Origin of the sequence: Richelia sinica FACHB-800, from assembly GCF_014698825.1 — a bacterium.
Classification (GTDB): Bacteria; Cyanobacteriota; Cyanobacteriia; order Cyanobacteriales; family Nostocaceae; genus FACHB-800.
The window spans coordinates 53268-72065 of record NZ_JACJTT010000001.1; the positions used below are offsets into that span (position 1 = coordinate 53268).

The window sequence follows — 18798 nt, forward strand, 5'->3', positions numbered from 1 at the left end:
TTAATTTCTAAAATTTAATTGATGCGGCTGTTGATATCTTGGTACAGCTTATTCACCTGTTCCAACATATCTTGATTTTTCTGTGATTGGAATAAATCTCTGGCTTTGTTCAGATGTTTGAGGGCTTCATCTACTCGTTTTTGTTTGTGGAGCGTAATTGCTAAATTATAGTAAGCATAGCCATAATTGGGGTCGATACTAATGGCTTTTTGATAATTACTAATGGCTGCTTGAACTTGACCTTGGTCATCCAAAGTATTAGCTAAACCTGTATAGGCCTTGGCACTTCTAGGTTGCAGTTTAATCACAGTTGAATATTCAGTCGCAGCGGCTGTTAATTGGCCTTGTTCATATAAGGCATTACCTAAATTGTAATGAGCATCGGTGTTTTGCTGGTCGAGACTAATCGCTTTTTGGTATTGAGCGATCGCATCATCCATTTTTCCCTGATCATATAAAGCATTGCCTAGCTTGACATAGGTCTGTGCATAATCAGGACGCAAGCGAATGGTAGTTTGATATTCAGCTATCGCTTCTGCCGTTTTCCCTTGGTCATATAAAGCACTGCCTAAATAATAATGAGGTTCAGCATTCTCAGGGTCAAGACTAATGGCTTGTTGATATTGAGTAATAGCTTCAGTAATTTTATTTTGGTCATATAAAGCATTACCCAAACTAATATAAGCCTTAATATTTTTCGGGTCTAAACGTACTGCTGCTTGATAATTCGTAATGGCAGCTTTTAGGTTATTTTGATAATAATAAATATTCCCCAATGAATAATAAGCACGGGCATATTGGGGATTTAAGTTAATGGTTTTTTGATATTCGGCAATTGCTTCTGCATATCGATCTAATTTGGCCAAAGTTAAACCCAAATTAAAATGGGCTTCTGGAGATTGGGGATCTAATTGAATAGCTTGATTATAACTAGCGATCGCTGCTTGTGATTTGCCTTGGTCATCTAAAGCATTACCCAAACCCACATAAGCTGGGGCAAAAGCTGGGTCTAGTGCGATCGCTTCCCGAAAAGCCGCTTCTGCACCCTTAAAATCTCCTTTTATATAGAGATTTTGTCCTTTTTCAAATCTTGCTAATGCTTGAGGATTACTTTCACCAATTTTTACTTGATAAGTTCCTTGACTTTCTTGAGCATTATCACCCCTACTTTTTCCCCAGGCAACATTAGCCTGTGTCACCCACAAACTGATAATAGCTAATACTAATAACTTGTTTATTTTTTTCATTATCTAATTTCCTGTATTTGGTGATAATCCCGTTTTTAATAATTGTTGATGAATGAATATTTGTTAAATGTTTATGCCAATATTTATAATCATTTTAACCTAAATCAAATCTAGCAATAAATCTATCTTTTCAAAGATTTACATTTACCAACACCAAATAATTTTTAAAACAATATCTTTATAGTCAAATTTATCATTAGGTTGTATGAGATTGGTATAGATATCACCGATGTGGGTAAGGGTTTAGCAATGCTAAACCCAACGAGACATTTATAGTTGTGGACAAAGAAGTTAGGACATGAACTAACACTAAAACTTAGACAGCCAAAGGCTTTTAGCACTGTGGGTTGCCATTTGCTGATGGGGAAAACGGAGGACAAGGAAGACAAAGGAGATAAGGACGAATATCTTCTCTTTCCTTCCCCTCTCTCCCCCTCTCTTTTTGTCACCTGTCACCTACTCTATATGTAACAGTATTGTCATCCAATATTATCAGCAGTTATTTCACCTTGGCTTTAGCATCCATCTTGTCTAATAAAACTGATAACCTTTTGGCTGTTTCTGGTTGACGCTGCTTCATCAGTAAATCCCGCGCTTGTTTTAAATTAATTTGCGCTTCCTCTGTTTGTTCCTGCTGCATGAGAATATTTGCCAGTCTTAAATACGCTTGGGGATTTTTGGGACTGCGATTGATGACTTCTCGAAATAAGGCAATTGCTTCTGTATGATTGCCTTGTTTACTTAAAGTGTCTCCTAACAACAACCGCACTACATCATTAGTAGAATTAATCGCTATCACCTTACGAAAAGCTGCTTCTGCACCTTGATAATCCTCTGCTTGATAAAGATTCGTACCTTGCTGAAATAAATTAGCAGTAATTAAGGTTTTAACTGCAAAGTATACAAGCAAGATAACACTAGCAGATACTACCCCAATGGCAATAATATTAGTGGGCAAGAAATTTTCTAACATGGTGGTAATTTTACCCGAAAATACAAGCAAGAGGAAAAACTAAATATTCAACGAAAAACAGTTTCCAAATAAATTGGTAGAAATTAGCGATCGCACTTTTATTTTCTAAGTCTACTTCCCGGCTTTTTCTCCACATCACTACCAGAATAATGATATGTGTAATTACCAAAAAGATAGGATTTACTTCTGCCAGTTTGAATAAGCCGACAAAAATCATCCCCCCATAGCAAATAGTTAACACCCAACGGGCTAGTTTAAATACCGCTTTCTGTCCCAACTGGATGGTCAAAGTTGTGATATTGTAGAAGCGATCGCCCTCCATATCGGGTATATCTTTAAAAATCGCGATCGCGAAACTAAATACCAAAATAAACACCGTTAGTGCCCAAACTGCCCTAGGTATGCCTTGGCTACGTTGAAATAGCCAACTAAAATGTAAGAATAAACCTAAATTTACGATAGTACCCCGGACGCTAAAAATACATAAAGCCGCCCAAAAAGGATACTGTTTTAAGCGAATTGGTGGTAAAGAATAGGCTGTACCAATAGCTAAACTAATTGCCACCATCCAAAATAAAAATGGCCCACTGAACAAAGCAATAACTAAGGCAAAAATCCCAGTTAAAATGACAATTAATTGTCCTTGGGATTTTGTAAAATCTCCCGATGCTAAAGGCAAATAGGGTTTATTGATTTTATCAATTTCTACATCTTCTAATTGATTTAAACCCACAATATAAATATTGCCACATAAACAAGCTAACCAAGTGGCGAAAAATTGCCCGATGGGAATACCAGGAAATTTACTAGCAGTCACACCCAAGGTGAGCAAATATAACCCCAAAACACTTAAACTGGTGCCAATAATTGTATGGGGACGAGAAAACCGCCAAAAAGCATCAAACCATTTTCCAGGGAAAAACGGATAATTTTGTTGAAAGAATTGATTCATTTTCAGAAGTGAATTTTGAATGGTAATGACATCAAAAACGTGGAGAACAGGAAAAGATTTTTAATACTGTTTCTGCGGGCCTTATTTATTACCGCAGATTAAACCAAAGCGAATTAACCCCCGTTCATAACCGCGACGCATCAACCCCAAAGACAAGGCCCCCTGAATTGTACTCCAACCAGAACGGAATAAGCCGATAATAGCGCTAGGAGTCAGTGCAGAACTAATCACCACCTGCCAAAAAGGTGCAACTGCCATTGACCAATCAGCAGCACGGATATGATGTAATGGTAATTGCCCTGCGATCGCTTCATATTCTGGTAAGGAAATTACATAGGGTAAAAAATATACCCGATAAATATCCTGTAAATGCTTCTGTTCATCCTCAGTTAGTGGTGATGTATCCGTTGGTCGATGACACCAAGTTGCCATAATTAAAGTCCCCCCAGGCTTCAACACCCGATAACACTCCTGTAAAAACTTGACTTTATCTGGCATATGTTCACCACTTTCTAGAGACCACACCAAATCAAAGGAATTATCAACAAAGGGCATTTCTAGGGCATTTGCGACCAAAAACTCACTCCTATGGCTTAAATTCGCAGCTATAGCCCTTTCTGTTGCTCTTTTTGCCTGTACCGGACTCAACGTAATTCCGGTAGCCTTAGCACCGAACTTATCTGCTAAGTATAAAGAACTGCCTCCTATCCCACAACCCACATCTAAAATATTCTCTGCTGTTGTCACCCCTGACCATTGCAGCAACTCTTCAATTAAGTCTATCTGTGCTTGACGACGGTCTTTTTCTTCACTACCGTCGGGTCCATAGTAGCCGTGGTGCATGTGTTCTCCCCAAACTTGTTCCCATAAACTGGAAGAAGCATCATAAAAGTGTCTAATTTGCTGGTAAAGTATTGTACTCATAAACTCACTCGTGTCAAAAACTGAGCAAAATTAAAACAACATATTGGTAGGCTACCATGTGTGCTTTTAATTCAATTAATCTTGTTTTGTAAGTGATAAAAGTACATCAAAGAGTATCCGCCCTTTGAATTCTAACTTTTGACTTTCAGGCAATGGTACTAGCCGCAGTGAGATAATTAATTTTGCGTTGGAAAACTTGAAGTCTTATGACTGTTTCTCGGACAATTTGTTTGGGATTTTTAGCAGTAATCACATTGGGAACCATTCTGTTAATGATGCCCTTTGCCACTAGCAGTGGTAACTGGAATGACCCAATTGTGGCACTGTTTACTTCAACTTCGGCGGTATGCGTCACAGGTTTATCAGTAGTTGACCCTGGCACATATTTCTCTTTTTGGGGTCAATTTTTTATTGCCCTTTTAGCCCAAATTGGCGGTTTGGGTTATATGACCACTACCACTTTTCTGATTTTGTTAATTGGGCGAAAATTTGACCTACGCCAAAAAATAGCAATTCAACAAGCTTTGGATCGACCAGGCATGAGTGGTAGCAGCCAAATTATTCGCTCAATTATTGCGACCACCTTAATTTTTGAAATTACTGGCATCTTTCTACTCTTACCAGCATTTGTGCCTGAACATGGCTGGAATTATGGTCTATGGCTAGCCATATTTCATAGTGTCAATGCTTGGAATAATGCCGGATTTAGCTTATTCAAAGATAATTTAATTGGCTATCAATCCTCGCCTTTAGTGGTTTTCACGATTACTACCTTAATTATCTTTGGCGGTATTGGCTATCAAGTAATTTTAGAAATGTATATTTGGCTCAGGGAAAAAATTAATAAATCAGCCAATAATTTTAATTTATCCTTGGATTTTAAAGTTGCTACTAGCACAACAATCTTGTTATTAGTGCTAGGCACTTTTCTCTTTCTCACTATCGAACAACGGAATCATGAAATATTTGGTAACCTCAATTTAGCAGATAAATTTCTAGTTGCTTGGTTTCAATCTGTTACGCCCAGAACTGCTGGTTTTAACACCGTTGATTTTGGAAAAATGACAGATGCTGCTTTATTTATCACCATCGTTTTAATGTTTATTGGTGCTAGCCCTGGTGGCACTGGCGGGGGGATAAAAACTACTACTTTGCGGGTGTTAACTAGTTGTACAAAATCGATTTTACAGGGCAAAGAAGATGTTTTACTCTACGAGAGAAAAATAGCTGTTTCACTTATTTTAAAGGCTGTAGGAGTCGTATTAGGTTCATTCGCTACGGTGCTTTTTGCCACACTTTTAATTAGTGTAACTGACCCAAAATTTGATTTTATTCAGATTTTGTTTGAAGTGGTATCTGCTTTTGCTACAGTGGGATTATCCACCGGTATAACTAGTAGTCTTTCCGTCGTAGCCAAGATAATTGTTATTACCACAATGTATATCGGTAGAGTCGGGGTTCTATTATTAATGTCAGCAATTTTAGGTGACCCTCGTCCTAGCAGAGTCCACTATCCTGAAGAAAATTTACTGGTGGGCTAATCAATAAAAATTTCCTTGTAAAAACATCAATAACAACAGAAATTATGAATCTGTCATCATTAAAATTCTTGCGGAGTCTCCGAAAAGATAACCACCAATTTGCCGTGATTGGTTTAGGTCGATTTGGTCGGGCTGTTTGTGCCACTCTGCATAATTTAGGTTATCAAGTTTTAGCTACAGATGTAGATGAAAAACGGGTATCAGAGGCATTAACAGAAGATATAGTTGGTCATGCTTTGCAGATAGATTCTACTGAACCTGCGGCTTTGAGAGAAGCAGGGATTTTTGAATTTGATACAGTCATTGTTGCCATTGGTAATTATATTCAAGAAAGTATTATCACCACTCTGAATGTGAAAGAAGGTGGTGTGCCCCATGTAGTAGCAAAAGCTTCTAGTGAAGTTCACTGCAAGTTGCTAAAAAGAGTGGGTGCAGATCATGTTGTGTTTCCTGAATATGAAGCTGGTTCTGCTTTAGCGAGAACCCTGACCAAACCCTCAATTTTAGAACGATTTGACCTTGACCCAGATAACAGTATTGTCGAGTTACTTGTTCCTGATGAATTTCACGGTAAAACCATTACAGAAATTCAATTGCGTAACCGCTATGGCTTAAATTTGTTAGCAGTGAGTCAGGATGGAAAATTTTTGATTAACCCTGAACCTACCAAACGCTTAGAAAGAGGTTCAGCTATGGTTGTGATTGGTTGTAATAAAGATATTAATCGGTTACCAATTTAGTCACAAACCATATTAGACATCTCCAGAAAAGTAGAGACGTTCCATGGAAAATCTCTACAATGTTTCCAGGAAATGCACATTTAATTTTCACCACATGTTTATATTATCGGTGCGTTAAGCGTTGCTATAACGCACCCTACCGTTATCTAAGGTCATCTATTTTATTGCTTCACTTCCGGGGTTTTAGATGTGACATTTTGCCCTAATTGCTGTAACATCTGGGTGATATTTTCAGTTTTTTCTGTGTCGCCTTGTCGGGTATATTCATTTAAAGCCCGACTGAAAGATTTCTTGGCGTTATTGATATCGCCTTGATTGTATAGCGCCACTCCTAAATTATAGAGAGCGAGGGCGTTTTTAGGATTGAGGCGAATTGCTTGTTGATAAACAGTAATTGCTTCGGCATTTTTGCCTTGCATAGACAATAAACTGCCCAAATTATTGTAAGCTACGCCGAGTTCGGGATTTAACTTTAAAACTTGACGGTAGGTGTCAATCGCCTGGTCAATTTGATTGTCCTTTTGCAAAACCAGGGCTAAATTTAAATAAGCATCCGTATTACTGTTATCTAGATTAATTGCCTGTTGATAAGCAGCGATCGCTTCTTGATACTGTCCTTGCTCATACAGTGCTAACCCTAAATTATAATGGGTGGCAGCCATGGTGGGGTTAAAGGTTAAGGCTTGACGGTAGGCACTGACGGCAGCTTGTTGTTGTCCTTGTTTGTGTAAAACCAGACCTAAATTGTAATAAGCTTCACCGAAATTCGGATTTAGCCGAATTGCTTCACTATATTCTTGTCCAGCTAACTCCAGCCGATTTTGTCGCAAGAGAATATTCCCCAGAAAATTCCTCGCTGCGGCAATATTGGGGTCACGCTGCAAAGCTTGACGGAAAGCCGCTTCGGCAGCAGGTAAGTCATTGTTTTGATAACGGATGACTCCCTGTTGATACAAGCTAGCTGTTTCCAAATCTTGTGAGACGACATTTTGTGCCACTAATTTGGTGGGTAGGGTCAAGAGGACAAACAGTGAGGAAGCTAATAATAGCTTTTGTCCTAACTTGCTGGAAAAACCTACCAGGGATAGCCCCTGCAACCATTGACGAGATGAAATTTGCTCAAACATAGATTAGTTTTTTACTTACTATCCCGCCCCTGGTGTACATATTTGATGCTTCGGGGCTAAGTATTTACATAGTCAGGATACCCATAACTACACGAAAAATTTAAACTCTTTTACTCAAAATTTAAATTTTTTACTCAATCCCTTGACCTTCCGGTAAAATCAACATGGCATCACCGAAGGAGTAGAAACGATACAGTGATGCGATCGCTTCTTGGTAAATTTTCAATAGCCTGATTCTGCCTATCAGGGCGCTAACCAACATCAACAAGCTAGAACGGGGTAAGTGAAAATTGGTAATTAGCCCTTCTACCACCTGCCATTCATAGCCAGGGTAAATAAACAAATTAGTTTTACCCACAAAGGGCTGTAATTCCCCTGATTGTGCCGCCCCTTCTAAAGCCCTAACCACCGTTGTTCCCACGGCAATAATGCGCCCTCCAGCCGCCTTAGTAGCCCGAATTTGTTCTACGGTTTCTGGTGGTACTTCTATCCATTCTTCGTGCATTTGGTGAGTGGTGACATCTTCCACTTCCACAGGGCGAAATGTGCCTACACCCACATGGAGGGTGAGAAAAGCTTGATTAATGCCAATATTCCGCAGTTTTTCTAATAATTCCGGTGTAAAATGTAATCCAGCTGTTGGTGCAGCGATCGCACCAGGTTGGTTAGCATACACTGTTTGATACTGGTCGCCAGCCGCCGTTGAACCTGTAATATACGGTGGTAGCGGTATTTCCCCAAACTTTTCTAACACCTGCACCAGGGAAACATGCTCTGGTAAATTAAACTGTAACAATCTCCCCCCAGTGGTTGGGTCTGATGCCATCACTGTAGCTGTTAACGGATGGTCAGATTCTTGTCCATGATGACCATCAAAAATAATTTGACTACCCAATTTAAACCGCTTTCCCGGTTTAACCAAAGCCAACCAACAATTATGCTGCCGTTCTTCTAACAGTAATACTTCCACTTCTGCCCCTGTGGCCTTACGTCCATACAACCGGGCAGGAATGACCTTCGTATTATTCATTACCAACAAATCACCGGGACGGAGAAGTGTAGGCAAATCACGGAAAATATGGTGTAGAGGAGGAAGAGTTTTACCAGTTTCTGGGGAATTGACCACTAGTAAGCGGGAACTGTCTCTAGGAACCACCGGGTTTTGGGCTATCAGTTCTGGTGGCAGCACATAGTCATAACCAGATAAAGATTGGTCTAAATTAATATCTTGTGTTGTTTGTTCCTGCACGTTCACTTTTGATTAACCAAAAAACAAAAATAACGTATGAGCATTCCTTGAGTATTTGCAGTTCGTGGCAAATAACCCCATATTATATGTTCAAAATGGACACTCAAGCGAATTTGAGATAATTTTGAGCATTATTAACCTAATAAATGCCTGGCAGAATCGATTGATATGGTGACAATGCAAATTCCCCATTTTCCCGAAGCTAATCACCCATTGGTGAAGTCGTTGTTTCACCACAGCGACCAAGAATTGCTGAGTTTATTTCAGCAATATCCAGATCATGGCAAGTATTTTACGGTGATTTTTTGCCGTTATAGTCCTATAGTCTACACCTTGATTCGCCATTCGGCGCGATCGCCCGTCCAGGCAGATTATCTATTTGCCCTCACCTGGAGACATATTTACTATGAACTAGGTGGACTCAATCTCAACAGCCCAGAAGTAGGTCAGGATGGTCTTAGCTTGCAAAACTGGCTAATTAACATGACCGCCTTCTGCATCAACGAAATTCAACTACCACCCACCGAAGCTATCCATTATTCTCTTCAAGGGTCTTCTCCACCCCTGTGGTGTTATGTTGAACAGGCATTAGACCAAATACCACCCCTATTACGTTTAATGCTAGTGATGGCACAAACCTTCCATTGGAGCGAAACTAGAATAGCAGCATACCTGCAAGCGGAAGGAGAACAAATTTCCCCCAGTGAAGTTAGTGATCTTCTGCAAGAAGGATATCGTATGCTAGAAGACAAACTGCCGGCCGATATTCGCGTGATTTACTTAGAAGAGAATTTGCCATCTTAAGCTCAAGTATCAACGTGAATATATCCGGTCTTTAATTCCCATTACAGAGATTTTACTGAGAGCCGAAATTTCACGGGTGAGCGTTATGAAACCGAGGCATTTATTACCAGGGCTATCTATTTTAAATTTTCAAAATTGCGGGGAATTTCGCCATATACAAAAATGGCAATCCCGAAGTTTTTATGCTTTATTATTGGCTGTTTTGCTAATGCCAAATTCAGCCATTGCTATTGATATTACCAAACAAATGCACCGTCCTCTATCAGTATCTAGAGATGAACGGACATATAGAGATTATGCTGATAGTTTGCTGCGGATAGGTAGAGAACAATTAGCAGCAGGATTTGCCGCTAAAACTGTAGAATCCGGGCAAGAAGCACTAGATATATATCGCATCCTTGGTGATGTGAACTCTCAAGGTTTAACCTATGATTTATTAGCAGGAGCTTATTTACAATTAGGTAATTTAAAAGATGCCGAAGATGCCTTAAGGCGGAGAGTAGGGATAGCTCGTGATAATAAAGATTTTGAAGCCCAAATCTTTGCCCTCAACAATCTTGGCACCCTGTTATTGCAAAAAGGTGAAGCCAAGGCTGCGGGTCAAACAATTCAAGATGCCTTGGCAATTGCTCGCAACTTAGAAAATATTGAAGGTCAAGGACTTTCTTTAAGCAATTTGGGCTTGGTATATACAAGATTAGGTAACTATAATCAAGCTATAAAAGTTTGTGAAACTGCCTTAATTTTCCGTCGCCAAACCAATGATGTTATTGGTGAAGCCAATACCTTGAATAACTTAGGTGATGCCTATTTAGCCGCAGGAGATTATGACAATACTATTGGTGCTTATGGTGCGGCTATGCGGTTAGCAAAAGTTCATTTTGACCGAGGTAATCAATTACGGGCTATTGATGGTTTAGTGATTGCCCATAGTGCTGTAAAAAGATATGAAAGAGCCATAGAATTACTAGACCAAAGGTTAGCCATCGCCCAATTTTTAAATAATCCTGTAGAAGAACTCAAATATTTTGCCTCTGCTGGGCAAATGTATGAAAAAATTGGTAAATACACCCAAGCCCGGAATTTATATCAACAGGCCCTGACTCTAACTAGAAAGTTAGATGACAAAAAGCAAGAAGCCTTTGTTTTAGATCGGTTGACTAATTTACCCAACAAATAAACACCTTGATGGTTAGTTCAATAAAACTCCACCAGTGTCTTGAATTCGCAACGATTTTCTATCTTGGTTAAAATCTGTTGTTTCTTGCAATGTCACATTCAAATTACCGACATTTTCCCCAGGTTGAGGAGTTACTTGTAAAAATCCACCATCTTCCCGTTGGAATGTTAATGTGATTGGTGCCTTTAACCCTCGTAACATCACGTAGGATTTACCTGTTAATGAACGGGGGGCTGTATCACCAATCACTTGATAGGTGACATTTGCACCAGTATTATTTTCTAACCTGATATTAACTGTGCCATTAGCGAGAGCAATTCTCATGACCGGGACTGGCGCTGGTGGAGTTTGAGTCCTGAATCTTGTTCCTGGTTGAGTAGTGGGTGGTGTTGGCCGAATAGTCGGTTCTGGAAGGGTAGAACCTTCCGACTGCACACCACGGGGGGAACGATTATAAGGTGCTTCATTAAAGATGCTGGGGTTAGGATTAACCACTGAAGGCGCTTCACCACCTACACCGAAGGGAGTCTGTTGTGCTGATGGATTTGCCGCAGAGGGTAAAAGACCTTGTTCCAATAGCCTTTGGGTTAAAGCATTGGGAGGACAACCTCGGGGAACTAAAACGCGATTATTATGAGGTTCTTCGTAAAAAATACGGGGACAGGGGTTAACTTTAGGAGTAGTTTGTTGTGCCATAACTTGATTGATGGCAGGTAACCCCATAAGTAAACCACCACAAATAGTCCCCAATATTTGCACATATTGGCGAAATGTTCGCTGATTTATATTCATTTTTACTCCATGAAAAGATGAAGGAAATTGCTATGAAACAGGTGACAGGTAAGCCAGCGCGGTCTTGGGGGAAACCCCCATGAGCGACTGGCGCACCCCTATGGCTAACGCCACGCTCCGCGAACGGGGTTACAGTGCTAAAAACCTTTGCCTGTCTAAGTGTTAGTTAATGTTCTAACCGTTCTGTCCATTGCTATGAATGTTGAATTTTTAATTGTTCATGCTTCTTGCCACAATTGATGAATATGGTCAGGTAACCAAGTAGCAATTTCTGCAATTCTGTCGGGGGATAATTCGTCTTTGGTGGCAGAAAATACAGCTTTTACCAGAGTTTCCCTCTCTACCGTAGGTGGCATTGGCCCTTCATTTTCCACACGAAACAAAAAGCGATCGCTATCTATCTTGAAAATGCCCGGTCCTTGCCAAGGTGGACGTACTCGACTTAAAAACGCCACAATTGGGTTAGTATCATGCCACAAATCGGCAATTTCTAGTTGTAAAGACCTATCTTCCGTTGTTTCCGCTGGTTTATGTAGTTCTGCTTCCACTCTATCTGCTGCTTCCGTAGTCATTAAATCTCGCATGACGCGAAAGACCACTTCTGTTAAATCTCTGGCATCGAAAATATCATGTACACCACTTTTGGCCATTACCTTCTCTAGAAATGGCAGATTTTTTGTATCTATAGCCTTATGACCATTTTCTGCTGGGGCATTGGCTAAATTATTAGCTAATTTTTCTAGTAATTGTTGTCCTTTTTCTGTGATTTCTGCCTGTTTGAAAGTAATCAAATGGGATAATGGCCCATCCTTCGCACTATAAGTATTAGCTATTCTTAAATCAAATTCTGGAGGATTAATCAAATCAGGTACATCTTCTTGATTTCCATAGGCATTACCTGTGAATTCTGCACGAATATAGTGATTTTGATTTAAATAATCTAAATGTCCTAAAAAATTAGCTATGGTAATATTGTGACCAGGAAAGTCATCTTTGGTAAAATGTACTTCGTGCATTCCTGAGCCAGATTCATTAATTTTTTTGAGTAAAATGTAGGCAACATCTTCTCGGATAGTTATAGGCATCTGTCGCTACACTCCCATAGGAATTTTAACATCATGAATTTCTGTCACCCATGACCAATTATTGAGCCGTCTGCAATGATATGTAAACCTCTCTCTTTCTTCCTATTCCCTGTTCTTTTCCCTAGATTTACAAGTCAAATTAGACTGCTATATTCCTAAATTAATAAGTAAATTAATTAGTCTCCATCTATCACAGGAAGCAAATACAAAAGACGAAATTATGACTCTAGATTTATAGGTAAAGTCACAGTAAATGTAGTACCTTTGCCAAGACTACTTTCGATTTGTATTTGTCCTTGATGATGTTCGACAATAGCTTGAGCGATCGCTAATCCTAATCCTGAACCAGTAGTACGTTCTTTTGCTGGCTTGAGTGTCTGATGAGACCGGGACGGATCAACTCGATAAAAGCGGTCAAATAAGCGGGGGAGAGATTCTGAAGGAATACCAATTCCCGTATCCACGACTTTAATTTGTAATTGGGGATGACTATAACGCAGTCCCGACACCAGATTTATCCCTTCTATCCTGGCTAACTCTACCTTGACTGTCCCCTTGGTTAGAGTATATTGCAGCGCATTACTAATCAAATTGGTACATAACCGCACCAACTGATCCCAATTTCCCATCAAAGTAAACCAATTTTCTAATAGTTCTGGGTCAATATCCTGGGGCGGGTCAATTAAGTGCAAAGATAAGGAAATTCCCTTTTCTGTGGCTAAAAGTTGTTGTTCTTCCACCACTTCCATCAACAGTGCATCGACAGGACAAACAGAAAAAACTTCCTGACTAATGCCACTGTCTTGACGTGCTAGAAATAGCAAATCATTGACCAATTTACCTAACCGTTGAGTGAGGCGTTCAACTAACTTTAATTGTTGTCGATATTGGCAGGCTGTAGATTCTTCCACCTCCACTAAATCCAAATCTGCTAAAGCTACTTGCACATTTGTTTGAATCAAAGCAATGGGACTTCTTAGTTCATGGGAAGCATCCGCAGTAAATTGCTTCAACCGTTGATAAGACTCCCCCACCGGTTCCATGGCTTTACCAGACAAAAACCAGCCACTAGCTGCCACCGATAACACCATTAACCATGTCCCCAAAGCCAAATCCAAAATCAACTGCCGGCTGGGTTTGGTAACTTCAAACCAGGGATGACTAACTCGTAAATAACCAAGCACCTGTCTTCCCATTTCTACCCGTTTGGTCACTTGTCTCAATAACTGTGCAGATTCTCCCCATCCCCCCATACCTACAACCTTGACTGTTTCACCAGTACGATGGTTGTGAACTGGAATATCTAAAGGTGCAGAAAACGTTGACCAAAGTAATTCTCCGGTTTGACTAAACCATTCCAAGTCAATGTGGTCGTCTTCTACACTATCTGCATTGTTGCGAAAACTGGCCTCTATATTGACACGCAGTTTTTCAGTATTTTTATTGAGTGGTTCAATGACTAAAGACCGTTCTACTACTTCCACCACATGGTTCAAGGTGTCATCTATCCTTTCAATCAAGGTACTACGAACATATAAATAAACACCACTAGCAAATAGTAGTAGTAACAGGGCTGTTACAGAGGTATACCAAATAGCGAGACGACGACGTGTGGCTTGGAACATGGTTAAACACCGACAAAATCCCCAGGTAATTAGCTAAACCACATCTGGTGGACATACCTGGACAAACTCACTACAAGTCTTGCCCACCCTGATGATGCAACTCCCATGTGTAACAGCTTACCAATTAAAAATTAAAAATTAAAAACTCAAACAAGTTTTTGCGATTCAATTTGTCCTGTCCTTTGGGCCAATGGGTATAATTTTTCTATCTTGATTTTCCTTGTTAAATATTACTTAACTTGGACTTACTATATTAGTTAGGTCTTCTCCTGTTTAATGGGCAAAATTTCACAGCCCCAGGTCATCATGCCTAAATCTAAAAAGACGACTCCTGCTATTAATCTCACCGAACCCCAATACTATATCAACCGCGAGTTAAGTTGGTTAGAGTTCAACAATCGCGTACTCCATGAAGCTTGTGATCCACGTACCCCACTGTTGGAACGCCTCAAGTTTTTAGGGATTTTCTGTTCTAACTTAGATGAATTTTTTATGGTACGTGTTGCCGGTTTAAAGCAACAGGTAGAAGCAAAAGTAACCCAGTTAACTCCTGATGGTCGCACACCACAACAACAGTTACAAGATATTCGCCTGCATTTGAGTCCTCAAGTCAAGAAACAAAATGAGGAATTTGAACAGGTTCTAAGACCTTTGTTGGCAGAAAACGGTATTTATATTCTTGATTACATAGAACTGAATCAAAAACAAAGAAATTATCTAGATAACTATTTTGAAGACCAGATTTTTCCGGTTTTAACTCCCCTAGCTGTTGACCCTAGCCATCCCTTTCCCTATATTTCTAATCTCAGTTTGAATTTAGCAGTGGTGGTGAAAAACCCAGATACAGAGGAAGAGTTTTTTGCCAGAGTCAAGGTACCGAAAGTATTACCGCGATTTTTGCCCTTACCACCAGAGTTAGGGATTCAGCATCAAGGCAAGCCGGCCCATTGGACAGGTGTACCATTGGAACAAGCGATCGCCCATAATCTGGAATCCCTGTTTCCGGGTATGAATATTCAAGAGTATCACCCCTTCCGTATTACCCGCGACGCTGACCTAGAACTGGAAGAAGACGAAGCTGACGACCTGTTATTAGCCATTGAACAGGAACTGCGGAAACGTCGCATGGGTGGCACACCAGTGAGGCTAGAAATTCAATCTCAAACCCCGGAAACAGTTCGTTCTCGGTTATTACAAGATTTGGAACTGACCGAAAATGATGCCTATGAAGTCGATGGTCTGTTGGGACTGCGGGATTTAATGTATTTCATGTCCCTGCCCTTACCAGAACTCAAAGACCCACCACGTCAATCTGTGGTGCCTCCACGCTTACAACGCATTAGAGAAAGCAGTGTCAATGCTGAAGGGTTGGAAGTTGAAGAGGGAAAAGACTTTTTTGCTGTGATTCGGGAAAAAGACTTATTAGTACACCATCCCTATCAATCATTTTCCGCCACCGTCGTCCGGTTTATTACACATGCGGCCCATGATCCCAATGTCCTGGCCATCAAAATGACCCTTTACCGTACTTCTGGGGATTCACCTATTGTTAATGCTTTAATCGCTGCCGCAGAAAATGGTAAACAAGTATCTGTTTTAGTAGAACTCAAAGCCCGATTTGATGAAGAGAATAATATTTATTGGGCTAGAAGGTTAGAAAGAGTTGGTGTACATGTAGTCTACGGCTTAGTGGGTTTAAAAACCCATAGCAAAATTGTCATGGTGGTGCGGCGAGAAAAAGACAGAATGCGCCGTTATGTACATATTGGTACTGGGAACTATAACCAGAAAACTGCCAGACTGTACACCGATTTAGGCTTATTAAGTTGTCGAGAAGAATTAGGTGCAGACTTAACAGATGTATTTAACTTCTTAACTGGTTATTCACGGCAAAAGTCCTATCGAGAAATTATGGTCGCACCAGTGAATATGCGCGATCGCTTTTTGGAATTAATTCGCCGTGAAATCGACAATGCCCAAAACGGTTTTTCGGGGCGTATCGTTGCTAAAATGAATGCCCTCGTTGACCCACAAATTATCGCGACTCTCTACGAAGCTTCCCGCGCAGGTGTGCAAATTGATCTAATCATTCGCGGTATTTGCTGCTTACGTCCAGGACTCAAAGATATTAGTGAAAATATCCGCGTCATCAGCATTATCGGCCGCTTCTTAGAACACTCCCGCATTTATTACTTCTATAACAATGGACAAGAAGAAATATATATTGGTAGTGCCGATTGGATGCGCCGGAATCTCGACCGGCGAGTCGAGGTAATTACCCCCATCAAAGACCAAGATATTGCTAAAGATTTGCAAGAAATTTTAGGCATCATGTTGGCAGATAATCGCCAAGCCTGGGAATTACAACCTGATGGCAGTTATATTCAAAGACGACCCTGTGAAGACTGCCCAGAAGCCAATTCTCAAAAAATTCTCATGTCTATGGCATTACGCACTGTTGGTATGTCCTAAGATAACTAACCACTCAGTAAAATATGTCAATTTATTTCTGGGTGGTTAACAGAAAACTGATTAATCCTAGAATCAAGATTTTTGACTAGTTTGGATCAGATGACCAAGGGCGGAAATAAGTTACAAATTGCGTTTTTTAATTGAAAATCCAACATCTCAAAGCTCAAATTGCCATGAGATAGGAGATTGTAAAACCCAAATCTAGATATGATTAGTGATGTTACATTCATCACATCTAAACTTTTTTAACTTGGTATAACTTTTTCACCCATAAGATAGAGTGAATAAATAAACCCATCCACATAAACTATATAAATTAACCTACATCTTGTTCCCTGTCCCTGGAATGTTAATGTTGTCCCCTAAGTCCGCGATCGTTCGCGTATTAATAGTTGACGATCATGACCTGACTAGATACTACCTCAAGGTAGCTTTCTCAGCCCAAGAGAATATCCAATTAGTAGGTTTAGCTACTAATGGAGAAGAAGCAATAGAAATGGTGAAAAGCTGTCATCCTCATGTCATCGTTCTCGATTTACAAATGCCAGTGATGGATGGTTGGATTGCTTCAGGAAAAATTAAAGCTATATCTCCACATATTCAGATTGTAGCTTACTCTTCCATAGAAGAATCCCGCATTAAACAAACAAAAGCCATGCCTAGTTTTGATGAAGTCTGCAAAAAAGATATTCCCACTAGCGAATTGATAGCAATTGTTAGAGAACTAGGTTTAAAAGCTGAATATGATTAAAGTAAAAAATTAATCATTCATCCTGCCGTGTACCAGTTCAATTGCATCTTTTACTCTCCTTCTCTCCTCACAACATTTTTTTCCAACATATACCCATTTAAAGCAAAAATTGGACAGATGAAAGCGAAAAAGTCTGAACTAAATATTGCCAATTTTTAATGGGTATTACATCAATTGAAAAAATAGATAGATTATGTACACAAAAAAATTAGATTTTGAGTCTTGAATGTGAACATCCAAAATTCAAAATCTAACACCGAAAATTTAAAATTGCTAATTAGGTTTAATTTCTTTCAGCTTCAGGAATAGTCTTCCGAAATTCATCAATTAAATCATCCAATTCTTCCAAAGCTTGATTCACATCAACTCTTAAAATCCCTAAATTTGATTGTTCCAGTAGATTCAGCAGATACTCCCGCTTACTTTGAACTGCGGCAATTCTTTCCTTGAGTGTCTGTATATCCATTGTCTTTTCCTATTGTTAACTATCCTCACATTTAAGTTAACGCAAAAAGTACAAGCCAGAGATGTTTGAGAAACTCTACCGGAAATTATTAGGTGCGTTATGACCAGATTTAACGCATCTTTTACATGTAATAATCACACCATGTGAATAATGCACCCTATTTGGAGGATGATATAAAAACTAGAATGTAAAGAAATTATACTTATCTGAAATTATGTTCGGCGGACTTTCTTTGGGAACTTTGGGTTTAACAGTTGGTAGCATTCTCACACTTGTAGGCTTTGTCGCCTATGCTACTAACAACGCTACCCTCAATCTTGTGGGCTTTTTTTATGGTTTTCCTCTGTTATTAGGGGGGTTAGCACTCAAAGCTAATGAACTGAAGCCAATACCCTTCAGCCAACCTACCACACCATCTATCTTGGCATTGAGACAGCAGCAAGCCACAATCACTCAAAATAAAATCCGTAAGGACATTACGCGCTATTGTTATGGTCAAAAGGCACATTTAGACCGGGCCTTAGAGTATCTAGGCTTAAGTCCTAGTGACGAAGAAAGACCTGTAGTCACTGGTCTGCGAGAAATAGAAGTCAATGGGGCCTATGCTTTGGTCTTAGAATTTGATTCTCCCGACCTACCCCTAGCTGTTTGGCTGGATAAACAGGAGAAAATGACTAAATATTTTGCACCTGGATTAGAAGTTAAAATTTCTCAGCCTGATGAAAATAAAATTGAACTGACGTTAATTACAGTTCCAGGTTAGTAATTAGGGATGACTGAAAACAGATAAAATTTTCATTCCGTCAAACTGTCAGTTAGAGAACAGGGGATATAACTACCAGTCTTCAGTTTTGAGGCTATTAATTTCTA

Annotated in this window: 17 protein-coding genes; 7 read left to right on the forward strand and 10 right to left on the reverse strand. The window is 39.7% G+C overall.

What is annotated here, in order from left to right:
- Positions 1-14 precede the first annotated feature (14 nt).
- From H6G73_RS00225 to H6G73_RS00240, 4 genes are all read right to left on the reverse strand, one after another.
- Positions 15-1247: a tetratricopeptide repeat protein gene (locus H6G73_RS00225; RefSeq protein ID WP_190600931.1), complete on the reverse strand. Its 1233-nt coding sequence runs from the start codon at positions 1245-1247 to the stop codon at positions 15-17.
- Between the two features lie 499 nt (positions 1248-1746).
- On the reverse strand, positions 1747-2220 hold the full coding sequence (locus H6G73_RS00230; RefSeq protein ID WP_190600932.1) for a tetratricopeptide repeat protein: 474 nt from the start codon (positions 2218-2220) through the stop codon (positions 1747-1749).
- 10 nt (positions 2221-2230) lie between these two features.
- Positions 2231-3172, reverse strand: a complete 942-nt coding sequence (locus H6G73_RS00235) for a homogentisate phytyltransferase (protein ID WP_190600933.1) — start codon at positions 3170-3172, stop codon at positions 2231-2233.
- Between the two features lie 81 nt (positions 3173-3253).
- The gene (locus H6G73_RS00240; RefSeq protein WP_190600934.1) at positions 3254-4096 is read right to left on the reverse strand and encodes a methyltransferase domain-containing protein; all 843 of its coding nucleotides are present in this window, start codon (positions 4094-4096) and stop codon (positions 3254-3256) included.
- Between the two features lie 206 nt (positions 4097-4302).
- Between H6G73_RS00240 and H6G73_RS00245 the strand changes: the two genes are divergently transcribed.
- Positions 4303-5637 (forward strand): TrkH family potassium uptake protein, encoded by a 1335-nt coding sequence (locus tag H6G73_RS00245; RefSeq protein ID WP_190600935.1) that lies wholly within the window; start codon positions 4303-4305, stop codon positions 5635-5637.
- A 44-nt stretch (positions 5638-5681) separates the two neighbouring features.
- Positions 5682-6377 (forward strand): potassium channel family protein, encoded by a 696-nt coding sequence (locus tag H6G73_RS00250; RefSeq protein ID WP_190600936.1) that lies wholly within the window; start codon positions 5682-5684, stop codon positions 6375-6377.
- Between the two features lie 161 nt (positions 6378-6538).
- Here the strand turns inward: H6G73_RS00250 and H6G73_RS00255 are convergent, their stop codons facing one another.
- Both H6G73_RS00255 and queA read right to left on the reverse strand, forming a co-directional pair.
- Positions 6539-7504 (reverse strand): tetratricopeptide repeat protein, encoded by a 966-nt coding sequence (locus H6G73_RS00255; protein ID WP_190600937.1) that lies wholly within the window; start codon positions 7502-7504, stop codon positions 6539-6541.
- Positions 7505-7634: 130 nt separating this feature from the next.
- Complete coding sequence (gene queA / locus H6G73_RS00260; RefSeq protein ID WP_244997474.1) at positions 7635-8759, reverse strand: tRNA preQ1(34) S-adenosylmethionine ribosyltransferase-isomerase QueA; 1125 nt, start codon at positions 8757-8759, stop codon at positions 7635-7637.
- Between the two features lie 171 nt (positions 8760-8930).
- Between queA and H6G73_RS00265 the strand changes: the two genes are divergently transcribed.
- Together H6G73_RS00265 and H6G73_RS00270 are read left to right on the forward strand one after the other, a co-directional pair.
- Positions 8931-9557 (forward strand): sigma-70 family RNA polymerase sigma factor, encoded by a 627-nt coding sequence (locus H6G73_RS00265; protein ID WP_190601241.1) that lies wholly within the window; start codon positions 8931-8933, stop codon positions 9555-9557.
- A gap of 85 nt (positions 9558-9642) precedes the next feature.
- Positions 9643-10737, forward strand: a complete 1095-nt coding sequence (locus H6G73_RS00270) for a tetratricopeptide repeat protein (RefSeq protein WP_190600938.1) — start codon at positions 9643-9645, stop codon at positions 10735-10737.
- A 12-nt stretch (positions 10738-10749) separates the two neighbouring features.
- Here the strand turns inward: H6G73_RS00270 and H6G73_RS00275 are convergent, their stop codons facing one another.
- From H6G73_RS00275 to H6G73_RS00285, 3 genes are all read right to left on the reverse strand, one after another.
- Positions 10750-11529: a hypothetical protein gene (locus H6G73_RS00275; RefSeq protein WP_190600939.1), complete on the reverse strand. Its 780-nt coding sequence runs from the start codon at positions 11527-11529 to the stop codon at positions 10750-10752.
- A 218-nt stretch (positions 11530-11747) separates the two neighbouring features.
- Positions 11748-12215 (reverse strand): DUF2267 domain-containing protein, encoded by a 468-nt coding sequence (locus H6G73_RS24930; RefSeq protein WP_313946742.1) that lies wholly within the window; start codon positions 12213-12215, stop codon positions 11748-11750.
- Between the two features lie 617 nt (positions 12216-12832).
- Positions 12833-14239 (reverse strand): sensor histidine kinase, encoded by a 1407-nt coding sequence (locus H6G73_RS00285; protein WP_190600941.1) that lies wholly within the window; start codon positions 14237-14239, stop codon positions 12833-12835.
- Between the two features lie 306 nt (positions 14240-14545).
- Here H6G73_RS00285 and ppk1 point away from each other — a divergent pair, with 306 nt between their 5' ends.
- The gene (gene ppk1, locus H6G73_RS00290; protein WP_190600942.1) at positions 14546-16711 is read left to right on the forward strand and encodes a polyphosphate kinase 1; all 2166 of its coding nucleotides are present in this window, start codon (positions 14546-14548) and stop codon (positions 16709-16711) included.
- A gap of 346 nt (positions 16712-17057) precedes the next feature.
- Entirely contained in the window at positions 17058-17462 is a 405-nt protein-coding gene (locus tag H6G73_RS00295; protein ID WP_190600943.1) for a response regulator transcription factor, read from the forward strand.
- 283 nt (positions 17463-17745) lie between these two features.
- Here the strand turns inward: H6G73_RS00295 and H6G73_RS00300 are convergent, their stop codons facing one another.
- Positions 17746-17928: a hypothetical protein gene (locus H6G73_RS00300; RefSeq protein ID WP_190600944.1), complete on the reverse strand. Its 183-nt coding sequence runs from the start codon at positions 17926-17928 to the stop codon at positions 17746-17748.
- A gap of 214 nt (positions 17929-18142) precedes the next feature.
- On the opposite strand from H6G73_RS00300, the gene H6G73_RS00305 reads away from it, so the two are divergent.
- Positions 18143-18691, forward strand: a complete 549-nt coding sequence (locus H6G73_RS00305; RefSeq protein ID WP_190600945.1) for a DUF2854 domain-containing protein — start codon at positions 18143-18145, stop codon at positions 18689-18691.
- Positions 18692-18798: the final 107 nt, after the last annotated feature.